A 14,576-nucleotide genomic window follows, 5' to 3' on the forward strand; every position below is an offset into this window, starting at 1 on the left:
TATGGCCGAAACCGATCTTACAATCCGTGAACTCAGGCGACGCTTCGCCGATAAGAGCCTCTCGCCGCTCGAATACTGGCTCTCCCTCGAAGACCATATCGCCGCCTGGGAGCCGTCCATATCAGCACTCTACCTCTACGACCCAGAGGCGGCGCGCGTGCAAGCGAAAGCTTCGACGGAGCGCTGGGCGAAGGGACAAACGCTGGGCAGGCTCGACGGCATCCCGGTCACGCTGAAAGAACTGCTCGCGACGAAGGGCCAGCCGGTGCCGCTCGGCTCCAGGGCGGTGGAACTGAAGCCGGCGGAGGCCGACGCGCCGGCTGCAGCGCGGCTGCGCGAGGACGGCGCGGTGATCTTCGCCAAGACCACCTGTCCCGATTACGGCATGCTTTCCTCCGGCCTGTCGAGCTTTCATCCTCTCAGCCGCAATCCCTGGAACATCGCGCAAAATCCCGGCGGATCGAGCGCCGGCGCCGCGGCCGCGGCCGCGGCCGGTTACGGGCCGCTGCACATCGGCACGGATATTGGCGGTTCGGTGCGGCTTCCTGCCGGCTGGACCGGCACCTTCGGCTTCAAGCCGAGCCACGGGCGCATTCCGGCCGATCCCTATTATGTCGGGCGCTGTCTCGGCCCGATGACGCGCACTGTCGAGGACGCCGCTTTTTCCATGGCGACGCTGTCACGGCCCGACTGGCGTGACGGGACCAGCCTGCCGCCCAACGATTTCGACTGGATGGATTTCGTTGTCGACATGTCAGGCATGAAGATCGGCCTAATGCTCGATGCCGGCTGCGGGTTTGCTGTCGATGATGAGATCAGGGTCGCGGTCGAATCGGCGGCGAAACGTTTCGAGAAGGCCGGCGCGACCATCGTCTGCGTTCAACCGGTGCTGACGCGCGCGATGCTTGACGGGCTCGACACGTTCTGGCGCGCCCGCCTGTGGAGCGATATCGCAGGGCTGGACGAAGAGCGGCGCGACAGCATCCTGCCCTATATCCGGGAATGGGCCAAGGCCGGCGCCGATATCAATGGCGTCGATGCCGTCAGGGGCTTCAATCAGACGATCGAAATGCGCAGGAGCTGCGGACGGCTGTTCACCTCGGTCGACGCCCTGCTTTCGCCGACCAACCCGATCGTCTCCTATCCGGCCGAATGGGCATCGCCGACCAACGATCCGGCGAGGCCGTTCGAACATATCGCCTTCACCGTGCCGTGGAACATGTCGGAGCAGCCGGCCGCGTCGATCAATTGCGGCTTCTCCCGTTCGGGCATGCCGATCGGGCTTCAGATCGTTGGGCCGCGTTTCGACGACATGCGGGTGCTGAGACTGTCGAAAGCTTTCGAGGATTGGACCGGCGGCGTGAGATCCTGGCCGCAGCGACCGATCACTTAGCTAAACGGGCGGCGATAGCCGGTCGGCCGTTGGTACAGCGAGCCGATGCGCTCGACGGCCGCCTCGAAGTTCTCCCGCGCCACCGTCATGCTGTGGCCATTGGCGTGGAGAATGGTTTGGGAATCTTCGAAAATGGCGACGTGGCCCTTCCAGAACACCAGGTCGCCGCGGCGAATTTCGGAGCGGTCGATCGGTTCGCCGAGTCCGGCCGCCTGCATGTCGGTATCACGCGGCGCCAGTCTGCCGGTCATCAGCATCGCCAGCTGGACGAGGCCGGAGCAATCGATGCCAAGGCCGGATCGGCCGCCCCAAAGATAGGGTGTTTCGAGGAAACGGGCGGCGATACCGACATAATCGGCACCCTCGAGAGCGCCGATCGGCTGCACGTGCCTGGCGAAGATCGCCGTGCCGTCCGTCAGCACGACATAGTGATTGCCGCGCACCTCCGCCTCGCCTACGACGTGAACGCGGCTTCCCATCGACAAGATGGCCTGATGCGGTTTGCGCAGTTCCGGCTCCGGATAAAGGAAGGTGCGCGGCACGGTGACGATGTGAGTCGGCGCCGGCCCTGTTTGGGAGAGCGCCTCTGCCTCGAGATAACCGACATAGCCGTCGGAGGCAGCTTTTACCCAGCACCAGCCGTCGGCGCGATCGAAAACGGTCACCTCCTCGCCGAGGAGCAGTTCCGTATCGATGCCGCGGGCAAGTTCCGGCTCAGGGCGCAGGGCGGCGACGGGAAGGGCAACGCGCGCTGCGGCGCCTTCGACGAAGCGCGACGCCTCCACCTTGCCCTGGAGCCCCGCTTCCGCGAGATCCGGCCGATAGGCATGCAGGCGGCGGTCGAGCATCGTCATTCGTGTTCCCTTCAGATCGGCAGCCGGCGGCCCTGATCCCGGACGAGATCGCCGAGCTTTTCCAGGTAAAGCGCACCGCCGACGGTACGTTTGATGATCACATTGCGGCGATCGGCATCGTCGCGCACGCGATCAACCAGGCCCATCTCACCCATCGTATCCAAGGCGCGGGTAATGACCGGCTTGGTGACATTGAGTGTGGCGGCAAGCCCGCGCACCGTGTGGGGCGGCGGCACGAGGTAAATATGCAGCAGGATCGCCATCTGGCGCAATGTCAAATCGCGGTCGTCATGGCGAACCTGATCGAGCGCCACGCCATGCCAGAGCCCCAGCGCCTGCGAGGCGGTCAGTTCGATCGGCACGGCCCCTCCGGAAAATCGTTACGCTAGCGTTTCATTTTCCGGCAGTTGCAATGGACATGCAAGAGGTGGCGGGAACTGCCGCCCGGCAGGGTGAATAAAATTTTAACGATCGGCCGCGAGACGCAGCGCGGGACGGCGGTCATGCGATGCGCCTTAGCATTATCCGGGCGGCGTCAGCGCAGGCTGGTGCGGATATGATGGAAGAGCGCGCGGATTGCCTGTGCTTCGCCGCCGCCCGGCGAATGTGGCCGTTCGGACGGAGCCCAGCCGTAAATGTCGAAATGTGCCCAGCTCTTGGACTTGCTGACGAAACGCTTTAGGAAAAGCGCGGCGGTGATCGATCCCGCCATGCCGCCGGCCGGGGCATTGGTCAGGTCGGCGAATTTGGCGCGGACATCCTTTTCATAGCCGGCATAGAGCGGCAGACGCCAGATCGGATCGTCCGTCTCCAGGCTTGCTTCGGTCAGGTCATGGGCCAGATTGGCATCATCGGTGAAGAAGGGCGGAAGATCCGGACCGAGGGCAACGCGGGCAGCCCCTGTCAGCGTCGCCATGTCGATCAAGAGTTCGGGCTCTTCCTCGTCGGCATAGGCCAGCGCGTCGGCCAGGATCAAACGGCCTTCGGCGTCGGTATTGTCGATCTGAACGGTCAGGCCCTTTCGGCTTCGGTAAATGTCGCCGGGGCGAAAGGCATTGGAGGAGATGGCGTTTTCGACGACCGGGATAATGACGCGCAGATCGACCTTCAGCTTGGCGTCCATGATCATCAGGGCGAGTCCCATGACATTCGCGGCGCCGCCCATGTCCTTCTTCATCAGCAGCATCGAGGCGGCAGGCTTGATATCGAGACCGCCGGTATCGAAGCAGACGCCCTTGCCGACGAGCGTCACCTTGCGATGACCCTTTTTGCCCCAGCGCAGCTCAAGAAGGCGCGGCGCGTCGGCGCTGGCGCGGCCCACGGTGTGAACCAGCGGGAAATTCTGGGTGAGCAGTTCATCGCCCGTGATGACCGACAGTTCCGCCTTGTAATGTCCGGCCAGGGCACGGAAAGCGGCCTCGAGCTGGTCCGGCCCCATATCGTTCGTCGGCGTATTGATGAGGTCGCGAGCAAGAAAGACGCCGGCGAGCTGGCGCTTGATATCGGCGCCGTCGGCATCGCGGGGGATCATCAAGGTCGCTGCCGGCGATTTTTCCGATTTGTAGCGATCGAAACGGTAGCTGCCGAGCCCGAAGCCAAGGGCCAGCCGGTTTGCCGTCAGCGGCGCGGTCTCGATGTGCCATTCGCCGGCGGGCAGCGCACGGGCCAGCCTGCCGGTGATGTAGGGCTGTTCCGACGGGTTGGTGCCCAGGCCGAAAAGCGCGCCGCCGAGATGGCCATCGGCCGTCGGGATCAGCAGGAGCGAGCCGCTTTCGGCCTTGTAGCCCGCCTTGCGCGCCCAATCGAGCGCGATCGGATCGATCGTGCCGGTCTCGATATGGGCAGGGGTGACGGCAAAGATCGGCAGCGTCAAGCCGCCCTTCGTGTTGAAAGGAGTCGGTCTTTCGATGAACTGATAGGGGGCCATGATTGTCCTTCGGCGGTCGCCAGGAATCGTTCCTTAACGGTCTGTTAGGGTTAACAGACTATTGCTGGAGCGAAGATTGCGTCAAACCTTTCCCTGTTCCGCTTCGAGGTCAGGCGCCGATTTCGGAATCAGGAACGCAACATGCCTGCCTCGCGCATCACCATTTCCCTAAATCGCATCCTGCAGGGCGCAGCAGCATCGCTGATCATCCTCGCGCTTGCCGGCTGCTCGACGACGGCCAAGGACCGGATGACGACAGGCTCGGTGCCGAAGCTTACCAAACCGGTCGAGGAGATGGATTCGACCGAACTGCGCTCGGCGACGGACCGAATCGGCCAGGCCTATGAGAAGAACCCGCGCGATCCCGTCAACGGCGTCAACTACGCCAACCTGCTGCGCATGAGCGGCCGCGACGCTCAGGCGCTCGCCGTCATGCAGCAGGTGGCGATCGCTAACCCGGGCGACCGCAACGTGCTGGCCGCCTATGGCAAGGCGCAGGCGGCGGCTGGGCAGTTCCAGCAGGCGCTCGACACGATCGGCCGCGCCCAGACACCGGATCGCCCCGACTGGAGGCTGATCTCGGCCGAAGGCGCAATCCTCGACCAGATGGGCCGGGCAAGCGAGGCCCGGCAGCGCTACCGCGACGCACTCGACATTCAGCCGAACGAACCTTCCATCCTGTCCAACCTCGGCATGTCCTACGTGCTGACCGGCGATCTGCGCACGGCCGAAACCTATCTGCGCTCCGCCGCCGGCCAGCCGACCGCCGACAGCCGCGTCCGGCAGAATCTTGCCCTCGTCGTCGGCCTGCAAGGGCGTTTTGCGGAAGCGGAACAGATCGCGCGGCGGGAGCTTTCACCGCAGCAGGCCGATGCCAATGTCGCCTATCTCAGGGGCATGCTCTCGCAACAGAATTCCTGGCAGAAGCTCGCCGCCAAGGACAAGACGCCGGGCGCAGCCGATGGCAGCAACACCAACTGACCTCGTCATTTTTTGCCGGATGACCAGGCCCCTCTCCGCCTGATCTACCTGACGCTGAGGCCCGAAAGAATGAGCCGCAGACCAAGGCCGCCCATCACCGCACTGGCGGCGCGGTCGATCCAGCCCTTGGCATGGAGATAGAGCCGCCGCGGGTGGCGGGCCGAAAAGGCGAGCGCCACGATCGAATACCACCCCGCCTCCACCGCGAACACGCCGACCGGCAGCGCGACGAGGAGATCGAGCGGCACCGTCCTCGGCAGAAGCGCCGCAAAGAGGCTGGCGTAGACGATGATGGTCTTCGGGTTGCTGAGCTGCGTCAGCAATGCGGTCATGAAGCTGCGCATGGGCGCACGATGGCCATGGACGGCATCGGAAAGCTCGATCGGCTTTGCGGCGCCTCTCCAGATATTGACGGCGATGTAGAGGAGATAAGCCCCGCCCGCCACCTTGAGCAGCACATAAAGCCATTCGAATTGCGACAGCAACGCCGTCAGACCGGCGAGCGCCAGGCCGGCGAAAACGACGCCGCCGGCGCCCATGCCGAATGCCGCCGCAAGTCCATCCAGCCGCGAACGCGAGATGGCAATCCTGGAGACGACGACGAAGCTCGGGCCGGGGCTCATCGCGCCGACGGCCAAGGCTGCCATGATGCTGATGAAAATGCCTGCGGAAGACATCGGAACCTCTTTCGGAATCGGATAGCGCTGGGAAAGCGGCGGTCACTTCCGTGCTCCCGACCGCCTCATCCTGTTTATCAGCTATGCCAGCGTCGGTCACGCGGGTCGAAGTGGCCCCTGCGGTTCAGAATCTATCCGCCACCTGGATGCCGGCCGGGCCGAGAATGACGGCGATCAGCACCGGCAGGAAAAACAGGATCATCGGCACCGTCAGTTTCGGCGGCAGGGCGGCCGCCTTCTTTTCCGCTTCGTTCATCCGCTCGTCGCGTCCTTCCTGGGCCAGAACGCGCAGGGCCTGTGCAACCGGCGTGCCGTAGCGGTCCGCCTGGATCAGCGCCTGGGTCACCGAACGCACCAGCTCGAGCTGCGTACGTGCGGCGAGATTATCGAGCGCCACGCGGCGATCCGGCAGGAAGGAGAGTTCGGCGGTGGTCAACACCATCTCTTCGGCAAGCGGCGGCGACTGCTCGCCGAGCTCCTCCGACACGCGACGCATCGCCGCCTCCATCGAGACGCCGGATTCGACGCAGATCAGCATCAGATCCAGCGCATCCGGCCAGGCGCGCTTTATCGAGTGCTGACGCTTGCTCATGCGGTTGGAGATATAGATATTCGGCGCATAAAAGCCGAGATAGGCGATGCCGATGACGGCGAGCATACGCATGGGCATGCCGCGACCAGCAAGGCCGCCGAGACCGAAGACCCAGAAGGCGGCAAGTGCGAGGAAGAGAAATGGCAGCAGGAAGCGCGCGACCAGAAAGGTATTCAGCGCATTTTCCGAGCGAAAACCGGCGGCGCGCAGCTTGTTGACCGTGTTTTCGTCGACGAGCGCCTTGCGCAGGTTGAAACGTTCGACGATCTGGCGGACCGAGCGGTTGTTCTGGTTCCTGAGCGAAGCCTTGCCGGCGCCCGGTTCCATGTTCAAGCGGGCGCGTTCGCGGGCGCGGATCTGCTCGCGCTCGGTCGAGACAGCTTTCATGCGCTTGTTGAGATCGCCGCGCTCGAAGAAGGGGATGGCGATCGTGTAAAAAGTCGCGAAGACGGCGATCGCGACGAAAACAGCGATCAGCATGCTCGGATTGGTCAGCGTTGCGGCAAGATCCTGCGACATGGTGCTTCTCTCCCGCTAGATGTCGAAATTGACCATGTTGCGCATGACGAGGATGCCGATCGACATCCAGACCGCCGAGGCGCCCATGATGAAATGGCCGCGCGGATCGGTGAAAAGGACGATCATGTAGTTCGGCGACGTGAGGTAAACGAGGGTCGCGACGATAAAGGGCAGAGCACCGATGATGACGGCGGACGCCTTGGCTTCCATCGACAGCGCCGAGACCTTGGCCTTCATCTTCCTGCGCTCGCGCAGCACCTTTGACAGGTTGCCGATCGCTTCGGAGAGATTGCCGCCGGCCTGCGACTGGATGGCGATGACGATCGCGAAGAAGTTAACTTCCTGGAGCGGCATTTGGAGTGTCATGCGGGCGCAAGCGTCGGGAATGCTGAGGCCAACTTGCTGGGCTTCGATCACCCGGCGGAATTCGCTCTTCACCGGCTCGGTGCCTTCGGTGGCGATAAGGCGGATCGCATCGTTGAGCGGCAATCCCGATTTGATCGAACGGGTGATGACATCGAGCGCATTGGGGAACTCGTTGAGGAACTTGTTCTGGCGGCGCTTGATCAGGAAACCAATGACCCAACGCGGCAGACCGAGTCCGGCGACGAAAGCGATGCCGACCATGACCAGCCACGACGCGCCGATGATAAAGGCCATGAACAGCAGCACCGAAGCGAAAATGGCGCTGAAGAGATAGAACTGCGTCAGCGTGACCGTCAGCCCGGCCTGCACCAGCCGCGATTTCATCGACAGGGTCTTCTTGGTCTTTTCGTTCTGGCGCTTTTCCAGATCCTTCAGGTTGTCCTGCACCGATTTGCGCCGCTTCGACATCTCCTGCACCCGGTCGCGGGCAGCCTTGACCTTGGCACGGTCGACCTCGGCCGATTTGACACGGTTGATGCGGCTTGCCGATTTCTTGTCGGCCTCGATCCGGGAAAACAGCAGGGCATAGGCGACCGCCGCGGCGGAGACAGCGGCGAGGACGACGATTGCCAGGACTACCGGATCGAATCCGAACATCACCCTATTCCTTCGATTTCGCTTCCATTGCGTCGAGGGCGGCGGCCAGGCGCTTTTCCTCGTTGAAGTAACGAGCCCGATCCCAGAAATGCGGTTTGCCGACGCCGGTCGACATGTGCCGGCCGACCAGTCGGCCGCCAGCATCCTCGCCTTCGATCTCGTAGCGCATCAGATCCTGGGTGATGATGACGTCGCCTTCCATGCCGATCACTTCGGTGATCTGGGTGATGCGGCGCGAACCGTCGCGCAGGCGCGCTGCCTGGATGATGATATCGACGGAGGTGGAGATAATCTCGCGGACCGTCTTTGCCGGCAGCGAGAAGCCGCCCATGGCGATCATCGATTCGATACGGCTCAGGCATTCGCGCGGCGTGTTGGCATGGATCGTGCCCATCGAGCCGTCGTGACCGGTGTTCATGGCCTGCAGCAAGTCGAAGACTTCAGGTCCGCGCACTTCGCCGACGATGATGCGTTCTGGACGCATGCGCAGGCAGTTCTTGACGAGGTCGCGCATGGTGATCTCGCCCTCGCCTTCGATATTCGGCGGGCGCGTTTCGAGACGCACGACATGCGGCTGCTGCAGCTGCAGTTCGGCCGTGTCCTCGCAGGTGATGACGCGCTCGTCCCGGTCGATGTAGTTGGTGAGGCAGTTCAGCAGGGTCGTTTTGCCCGAGCCCGTGCCGCCCGAGATGATGACGTTGCAGCGCACGCGGCCGATAATCTGCAGCACGTTCGCGCCTTCCGGCGTGATCGCGCCGAAACGGACGAGCTGGTCGAGCGTCAGCTTGTCCTTCTTGAACTTGCGGATGGTCAGCGCCGGCCCGTCAATCGACAGCGGCGGCGCGATGACGTTGACGCGCGAGCCATCGGGCAGGCGCGCGTCGCAGATCGGGCTCGATTCATCGACGCGGCGGCCGACCTGGCTGACAATGCGCTGGCAGATGGAGAGAAGCTGCGCATTGTCACGGAAGCGGATTTCCGATTCGATCGTCTTGCCGCCGACTTCGATGAAGGTCTGGCCGGCGCCGTTGACCATGATGTCGGCGATGTCGTCGCGCGCGAGCAACGGCTCCAGCGGACCGTAGCCCAGAACGTCATTGCAGATATCCTCGAGCAGTTCTTCCTGCTCGGAGATCGACATCGCGAAGTTCTTGATGGTGATGATGTCGTTGACGATGTCGCGGATTTCCTCGCGCGCGCTTTCGCCATCGAGCTTGGAAAGCTGCGAGAGATCGATCGTGTCGATCAGCGCGGAAAAGACCTGCTGCTTGGTATCATAATATTCGTCGGTGCGAACCGGTCGCTTGCGCTGCGGCGCCTGCATCGGCGGCGACATCACCTGCTGGCGCGCGGGTTCGCGCTGGGGTTCGACGAGGACGGCAGGAGAAGAGGCCACGGGGGCGGCGGCCGGGGCCGGCGGCGGAGGAGCAATCGCGCCTCCGGCCTTTCCGAAACCATCGTTTCCGCGTTTTCCAAACATGCCGCTTAATCCGATCTCTTCATTCTGGTCACCTACTTCCGCTTCAGGAGGCCGAGCAGGCCGCCCTTCTTCGCCTTCTTGATGGCGACCCGGCCGGTGACGATGTGCGATATCTGCGAAAAGGTTTCGGCCGTCGGCGACTTCGGATCGACTTCCGAGATCATCCGGCCGCTGTTGGCGGCGTTGCCGAAGAGGTTGATGTCAAAGGGAATGATCGCGATCGGATCGACCTCCAGCGGCTCACAGAAATCCGACGGCGATATCTCCGGGCGTTTCGGCATGCCGACCTGATTGAGGATCAGATGCGGCGGCTTGTCATTCGGCCGCATCTTGCGCAGCGCGTCCAGCATGTTTTTGGTGTTGCGCAGGTTGGCAAGGTCGGGAACCGCCGTGATGACCACCTCGTCGACGCTCGCCAGAACCGAGCGCGTCCATTCCGACCAGGCATGCGGGACGTCTAGCACGGTGACGGGCGCACTGCGCTGCAGGACATCGAGCACCGGCTGGAAGGCCTGGCCATCGAAATCATAGGCGCGGTCGAGCAGCGAGGGTGCGGCAAGGAGGGAAAGGTGCTCGGAGCATTTCGTCAGCAAGCGGTCGAGAAAGACCTCGTCGAGCCGATCGGGCGCAAAGACCGCTTCGGCGATGCCTTGCGCCGGATCCTGATCGAAGTCGATATTGGCTGTGCCATAGGGCAGGTCGAGATCGGCGAGGATCGTCTCGGTGGAGAAAAGATTGGAAATGCCGAAAGCGCAATTATGCGCGATGGTCGAGGCGCCGGTGCCGCCTTTCGAGCCGATGAAGGCGATGCTGCGCCCGAGCGGCTCGGCTTCCGGATCAACGAAGATCGAGGCCATCGCCGTCAGAATGTCGGGCATGGCGACCGGCTGAACCATATATTCGGAAATGCCGTTGCGGATGAGTTCGCGATAAAGCCCGATATCATTGTAGTAGCCGACGATCACGACCTTGGTGCTGGGGTCGCAGACGGCGGCGAGCGGCGCAAGTTCGTCGAGCAGGCTTCCGGAATTGGCTTTGGTCTCGAGGATGATCAGGTTCGGCGTCGGCGCTGCGGCGAACATATTGGCGGCAGCGGCTATGCCGCCGCTGGTGATGCGCATGCTCACCTTCGCCATGCGCCGGTCGTTGGCGCAGCGTTCCATCACATGCTGCAGGGGCTCGCTCTCGCAGAAGGCGTGAACGGAGATGCGCGGCAATGGCCGCATATTTTCCAGATCCGCCATCCGCACCGCCTCTTCGGCGTGACGAAGTTCGCTGGGGTTCCTGATTTCGTATTCGATCGCGCTCATCGTCCCGTTCCGCCTCAGAAGCTGCTGTCGCTGCCGGCAACATCCTCGATCGTCGTTGTCGTCGTCCGGTATTCCTGTATTGCGTTGTTGCGCCGCTGTGCATCGATCGGGGTCATGCCGCGGGGCGCCACCAGGTCCTCCGGATTAGCGATCTGGGCAGCGAGGTTGTTCTGCGAGGCGCAGCCAAAATTATAATAGTTCTGGTTGGCGAGATCGTTCGAGATATCCTTCGGCCACTGGCCGCATTGCGTGGTGATCGCGGTCGTGCCGGTAAAGCTCAGCCGGATCGGCGCGGCATCGCCGGCGCCGGCAGCGGCATAGGAGGTATTGATGATTTTCGAACTTGCGATCCCTCTTGTCGTCAGCTCGGCACGAACTTGGTTGCGCAGCTGATGTGCGGCTGCGGAATTGGGCGAACCTTCCGGCGACAGGACATAAACCGGCCCCGAGGCGCGTGAAATGTAGTTGGCGGCAAAGCCGCGGATGAGATCACGCTGGGCGATGGTCAGGCGGCGGTCGGTCGAGGCGACGGGTATATCCACCGTCTGCTCCGCCTCCGTGACGATGATCGGATGGCGGGCGCGGTAGTCGTCAGGAATCCCGCCTGTCGTCAGCTGGTCATGCGGACCGGCGCATCCGGACAGGATCGCCAGCGACATGACCGCCGCGGTAAAAAGCGCCCTGGAGCAACCGAGGCGGTGTGTCGTCGCATTCATCTGGGCCATCGCCTGATCTCTGTTCTGTGCCATTGCTGCCGATCGTGCCCCGCTCATTTGTAGATGAACCCGATCGAGCCGTGGAACTGCGCGTCGGCCACGGGCGCCTCGCGGCCGCCATAGACCTTGTTCACACGGTTGAGGAAGAAGGTTGCACCGTCATTCTCAGGGCTGAAATTATCATCCGGCCGGTTGAGCTGGTTCCGCGCCACCGGGCGCACCAGATAGGGTGTCGCGATGATGACAAGTTCGGTTTCCTGACGTTCGAAACCCTTCTGGCGGAAGAGCGTGCCGAGCAGCGGGATCTTGGAGACGCCGGGTGTGCCGCCCATCGTCTGGGAAACATTGTCGCGGATGAGGCCCGCCAGAGCGATCGAGCCGCCAGAGGGCAGTTCCACCGAGGTCTCCGCCGAACGCCGCTGATAGGTGGCGTTGCCGCTGCCGGCCACCGGCTCGGAGACGTTCGTCTTGATCTCCAGGCTGATGCGTCCAGACGACAGCACGACCGGTTTGAAGGCAAGATTGATGCCGTAGTTGAAGGGAACGACCGTGACGTTGCCGTCATTGTCGGTCGTCGAATAAAGCTGCTGGCCGCCGGAATTGAAGGTTGCCGCCTGGCCGGATATCGCCGTCAACGTCGGCTCCGCAAGCGTCCTGACGACCTTGGCCTGCTCCAGCGCATTGAGATAAGTCGAAATATCGTATTTGCCGATCGAGCTCTTGAAGAGCGCCGCCAGGCCGCCGCCGACGGTGGCTGTGGCGCTGTCGGCGCTCGGAGTGCCAAGCTGAGCGACCGTCATGCCGGAGGAACTGGAGACGAGGTTGTCGAAGCCGAGCTGCTTCAGCACCTCGCGGCGAACCTCGGCGATCGTCACCTTGAGGGTGACCTGGTCCTCGCCCTGGATCTGCAGGAGGTTGACGACCTGCGACGTCTGGCGGCCTTCGGCAAAGAGCGCCACCGAGCTGTCGCCGCCGGTGCCGGAGGCCGTCTCGGTTCTCGTCGTCGCTTCGCCGCCCTTCAGGAAGACCTGCGCCAGATCGGCCGCCTGCGTCGCATCCTGCGGGGTGCGCACGGTGCCGGTCAGCACGATATTGTCGGAGACGATTTCGACTTTGATGTTGGAGTCGGGAATGAAACGGCGGAGATTGGTTTCAAGGCCGGAGACGTCGCGCTCGATCTCGATGTCGAGATTGACGACCTCCTGCCCGCCGGCGCCGAAGACAAAGATATTCGTCTGGCCGACCTTCTTGCCGAACAGGTAGATGCGCCGGGAAGTGCGGGTAACGGCATCGGCCATTGTCGGATCGGAGACCAGGATATCATGGGCATCCTCCGGCAGGTCGACGACGACGGCCTTGTTCAGCCCGAGCTTCAGCCGGCGATGGGCGTCGGGGCCGGTCTGCGAGATGCGGACAAGGCTTTCAGCGGCACGCGCCTCACGGACAGCGAAAAGCGGCCCGAAAGAGGCCGGCGCCATGCCGGTCGCGCCGACTGCCAGCGAAAGGCAGCCTGTCAGGAGAAGTTTGGCGCGCCGCGTTGAATTACCCATTTGCACGTCCTTTTACTCCGCCTTCGGCGCTGCGCCGGCATCCGTCACGATGGAGCCCGACTTGATGACCTGAATGATCGCGCTGCCGTTGTCGCCGCTCAGCAGATAGTCCGCCGCACTGGTATCCTGCTCCTGCGCATCGGCGACCGAGCGCAGAGCGAGCGAAAGCCGGTCAGCCATCTGTTGGGCAACGGCGAGAACTTTCGTCTGGTCCGGGGTCAGCTCGAGCGTTGCGGTCGTGCCGACCACCGTCTTCGAACCATCGTCCTTTTCCTGGATCTGCTGGTCGATGGCGAGAACGCGCACATTGCTCAGCACGGTTTCGGTGATCAGCTTGTTGGCCTCGGTACCCTTGCGGACCATGATGACATCGACGCGATCGTTCGGCAGGATGAAACCGCCAGCGCCCGTTGCCACGGAGATCTCGGTCGCGACGGCGCGTTTGCCGGCCGGCAACAGCGAGGACAGGATGCGGCTGCTGGAATCGGCGACCTTTTCAGGCCGGATCGGCTCGCCTTCGAAGATCGGCAGACGCACGACGGCGCCCTGCAGGTCCTTGATCGCGTCCGGCTTGTCAGCCTCGGTGATGAAGCCCTGGACCACGCCGCCCTGCGGCCAGGGCATCCAGTGCACCGATTTCTCATCGAGCCTTGCCCCGACCGGCAGATTGCCGCTCGAAACGAGGATGTTGACGGTGGGTTCTTTCTTGATAACCGACTGCACCTGGGTGACGACGCCACCGCTGCCGGCCATGCGCATTGCCAGGAGCCCGGCTAGGCCGGCTGCCACCACGGCGACAGCGAGAATTATAAGGCGGGCCGGTTTCATCGATCATTCCTCAGGGCACGATATGTTCGCCCTGCAGAATGCTCAGGAATTGGTGTAATTATGGTTAATGGAATGCTTACATTTTAAGTTAACGGGCATTTAAAATGCGGTTATTTCAGGCTTTCCAGCGCGGCGATGAAGAGCGGCGAGGACGAGAAAGCCATGAAGCCGCCGATCGCGATGGCGATGCCGTAGGGAATCTTCTTGGCGAGCAGCAGAGAGTTCGGCACCGGCAGGCCGATGGCGAGGATGGTATTCGACTGTGCCCTCAGCAGCAGGATGAGCAGGGTGATCAGGCCGCCGATAATGGCAACATCGGTCATCAGGAAAAGCAGGGATTCGTTCAGGCCGAACCAGAGTGCGGTGGCGGTCAACAGCTTTGCGTCTCCGCCGCCCATCACATTAAAGGCAAAAAGAGCAAAGCATGCGGTAAAGACGATCGCGCCGGCGGCAAGATGCATGCCGATCGCCTGCAGGCCGAAACCAAAAAACGGCGCCAGTGCGAGGAAGGAGACAACAAGGATCAGGGAAATGCGGTTCGGGATCGTCATGGTGAACAGATCCGAGAAGGCCGCCACGGCGAGGCAGAGTGGCAGTATTACAAAGACTGCAGCTGCGATCATGCGTATACCCGATCATAATAAGATGCGAAAAGGCTCACGGCCATTCAGCGCGTGAGCCCGCTCGATAGACCAGCCAGGTCAGATCCGGCCAGAATCAGGGAGG

Annotated in this window: 14 protein-coding genes; 2 read left to right on the plus strand and 12 right to left on the minus strand. The window is 62.8% G+C overall.

All coding sequences use genetic code 11. The features are described from left to right. Position 1: 1 nt before the first annotated feature. Positions 2 to 1,393, plus strand: coding sequence for an amidase (locus J7U39_RS18890; protein ID WP_210631710.1), 1,392 nt, complete (start codon positions 2 to 4; stop codon positions 1,391 to 1,393). On the opposite strand, the gene J7U39_RS18895 is transcribed toward J7U39_RS18890, so the two are convergent. The 3 genes from J7U39_RS18895 to J7U39_RS18905 all read right to left on the minus strand — a co-directional run bounded on the left by J7U39_RS18895 (position 1,390) and on the right by J7U39_RS18905 (position 4,174). Further along, positions 1,390 to 2,247 (minus strand): NlpC/P60 family protein, encoded by an 858-nt coding sequence (locus tag J7U39_RS18895; RefSeq protein ID WP_210629568.1) that lies wholly within the window; start codon positions 2,245 to 2,247, stop codon positions 1,390 to 1,392. The genes J7U39_RS18890 and J7U39_RS18895 overlap by 4 nt on opposite strands. A gap of 11 nt (positions 2,248 to 2,258) precedes the next feature. Further along, positions 2,259 to 2,609, minus strand: a complete 351-nt coding sequence (locus J7U39_RS18900) for a MarR family winged helix-turn-helix transcriptional regulator (RefSeq protein WP_011423607.1) — start codon at positions 2,607 to 2,609, stop codon at positions 2,259 to 2,261. 173 nt (positions 2,610 to 2,782) lie between these two features. After that, on the minus strand, positions 2,783 to 4,174 hold the full coding sequence (locus J7U39_RS18905) for a M17 family metallopeptidase (RefSeq protein WP_210629569.1): 1,392 nt from the start codon (positions 4,172 to 4,174) through the stop codon (positions 2,783 to 2,785). Between the two features lie 141 nt (positions 4,175 to 4,315). On the opposite strand from J7U39_RS18905, the gene J7U39_RS18910 reads away from it, so the two are divergent. Then, a complete protein-coding gene (locus tag J7U39_RS18910; protein WP_210629570.1) occupies positions 4,316 to 5,155 on the plus strand; it encodes a tetratricopeptide repeat protein in 840 nt (279 codons plus the stop codon). Between the two features lie 44 nt (positions 5,156 to 5,199). Here J7U39_RS18910 and J7U39_RS18915 read toward each other — a convergent pair whose 3' ends face one another. The 9 genes from J7U39_RS18915 to J7U39_RS18955 all read right to left on the minus strand — a co-directional run bounded on the left by J7U39_RS18915 (position 5,200) and on the right by J7U39_RS18955 (position 14,473). Continuing rightward, on the minus strand, positions 5,200 to 5,832 hold the full coding sequence (locus J7U39_RS18915; RefSeq protein ID WP_210629571.1) for a LysE family translocator: 633 nt from the start codon (positions 5,830 to 5,832) through the stop codon (positions 5,200 to 5,202). A 124-nt stretch (positions 5,833 to 5,956) separates the two neighbouring features. Next, on the minus strand, positions 5,957 to 6,943 hold the full coding sequence (locus J7U39_RS18920; protein ID WP_210629572.1) for a type II secretion system F family protein: 987 nt from the start codon (positions 6,941 to 6,943) through the stop codon (positions 5,957 to 5,959). 15 nt (positions 6,944 to 6,958) lie between these two features. Further along, positions 6,959 to 7,966 (minus strand): type II secretion system F family protein, encoded by a 1,008-nt coding sequence (locus J7U39_RS18925; RefSeq protein ID WP_210629573.1) that lies wholly within the window; start codon positions 7,964 to 7,966, stop codon positions 6,959 to 6,961. Between the two features lie 4 nt (positions 7,967 to 7,970). Further along, positions 7,971 to 9,446, minus strand: coding sequence for a CpaF family protein (locus J7U39_RS18930; protein ID WP_210629574.1), 1,476 nt, complete (start codon positions 9,444 to 9,446; stop codon positions 7,971 to 7,973). Between the two features lie 32 nt (positions 9,447 to 9,478). Then, the gene (locus J7U39_RS18935; RefSeq protein ID WP_210629575.1) at positions 9,479 to 10,756 is read right to left on the minus strand and encodes a CpaE family protein; all 1,278 of its coding nucleotides are present in this window, start codon (positions 10,754 to 10,756) and stop codon (positions 9,479 to 9,481) included. A 14-nt stretch (positions 10,757 to 10,770) separates the two neighbouring features. Further along, entirely contained in the window at positions 10,771 to 11,529 is a 759-nt protein-coding gene (locus tag J7U39_RS18940) for a CpaD family pilus assembly lipoprotein (protein WP_210629576.1), read from the minus strand. Further along, on the minus strand, positions 11,526 to 13,022 hold the full coding sequence (locus J7U39_RS18945; protein ID WP_210629577.1) for a type II and III secretion system protein family protein: 1,497 nt from the start codon (positions 13,020 to 13,022) through the stop codon (positions 11,526 to 11,528). Before J7U39_RS18945 ends, J7U39_RS18940 begins: the two co-directional genes overlap by 4 nt. Positions 13,023 to 13,034: 12 nt before the next feature. Further along, positions 13,035 to 13,850 (minus strand): Flp pilus assembly protein CpaB, encoded by an 816-nt coding sequence (gene cpaB / locus J7U39_RS18950; RefSeq protein ID WP_210629578.1) that lies wholly within the window; start codon positions 13,848 to 13,850, stop codon positions 13,035 to 13,037. Between the two features lie 110 nt (positions 13,851 to 13,960). Beyond that, on the minus strand, positions 13,961 to 14,473 hold the full coding sequence (locus tag J7U39_RS18955; protein WP_210629579.1) for a prepilin peptidase: 513 nt from the start codon (positions 14,471 to 14,473) through the stop codon (positions 13,961 to 13,963). Positions 14,474 to 14,576 lie beyond the last annotated feature (103 nt).

This window comes from Rhizobium sp. NLR16a (assembly GCF_017948245.1).
GTDB lineage: Bacteria > Pseudomonadota > Alphaproteobacteria > Rhizobiales > Rhizobiaceae > Rhizobium.

Coding starts and splice junctions, on each gene's coding strand:
- J7U39_RS18890 (WP_210631710.1), top strand. CDS start 2: ATGGCCGAAACCGATCTTACAATCCGTGAACTCAGGCGACGCTTCGCC.
- J7U39_RS18895 (WP_210629568.1), bottom strand. CDS start 2,247: ATGACGATGCTCGACCGCCGCCTGCATGCCTATCGGCCGGATCTCGCG.
- J7U39_RS18905 (WP_210629569.1), bottom strand. CDS start 4,174: ATGGCCCCCTATCAGTTCATCGAAAGACCGACTCCTTTCAACACGAAG.
- J7U39_RS18910 (WP_210629570.1), top strand. CDS start 4,316: ATGCCTGCCTCGCGCATCACCATTTCCCTAAATCGCATCCTGCAGGGC.
- J7U39_RS18915 (WP_210629571.1), bottom strand. CDS start 5,832: ATGTCTTCCGCAGGCATTTTCATCAGCATCATGGCAGCCTTGGCCGTC.
- J7U39_RS18920 (WP_210629572.1), bottom strand. CDS start 6,943: ATGTCGCAGGATCTTGCCGCAACGCTGACCAATCCGAGCATGCTGATC.
- J7U39_RS18925 (WP_210629573.1), bottom strand. CDS start 7,966: ATGTTCGGATTCGATCCGGTAGTCCTGGCAATCGTCGTCCTCGCCGCT.
- J7U39_RS18930 (WP_210629574.1), bottom strand. CDS start 9,446: ATGTTTGGAAAACGCGGAAACGATGGTTTCGGAAAGGCCGGAGGCGCG.
- J7U39_RS18935 (WP_210629575.1), bottom strand. CDS start 10,756: ATGAGCGCGATCGAATACGAAATCAGGAACCCCAGCGAACTTCGTCAC.
- J7U39_RS18940 (WP_210629576.1), bottom strand. CDS start 11,529: ATGAGCGGGGCACGATCGGCAGCAATGGCACAGAACAGAGATCAGGCG.
- J7U39_RS18945 (WP_210629577.1), bottom strand. CDS start 13,022: ATGGGTAATTCAACGCGGCGCGCCAAACTTCTCCTGACAGGCTGCCTT.
- cpaB (WP_210629578.1), bottom strand. CDS start 13,850: ATGAAACCGGCCCGCCTTATAATTCTCGCTGTCGCCGTGGTGGCAGCC.
- J7U39_RS18955 (WP_210629579.1), bottom strand. CDS start 14,473: ATGATCGCAGCTGCAGTCTTTGTAATACTGCCACTCTGCCTCGCCGTG.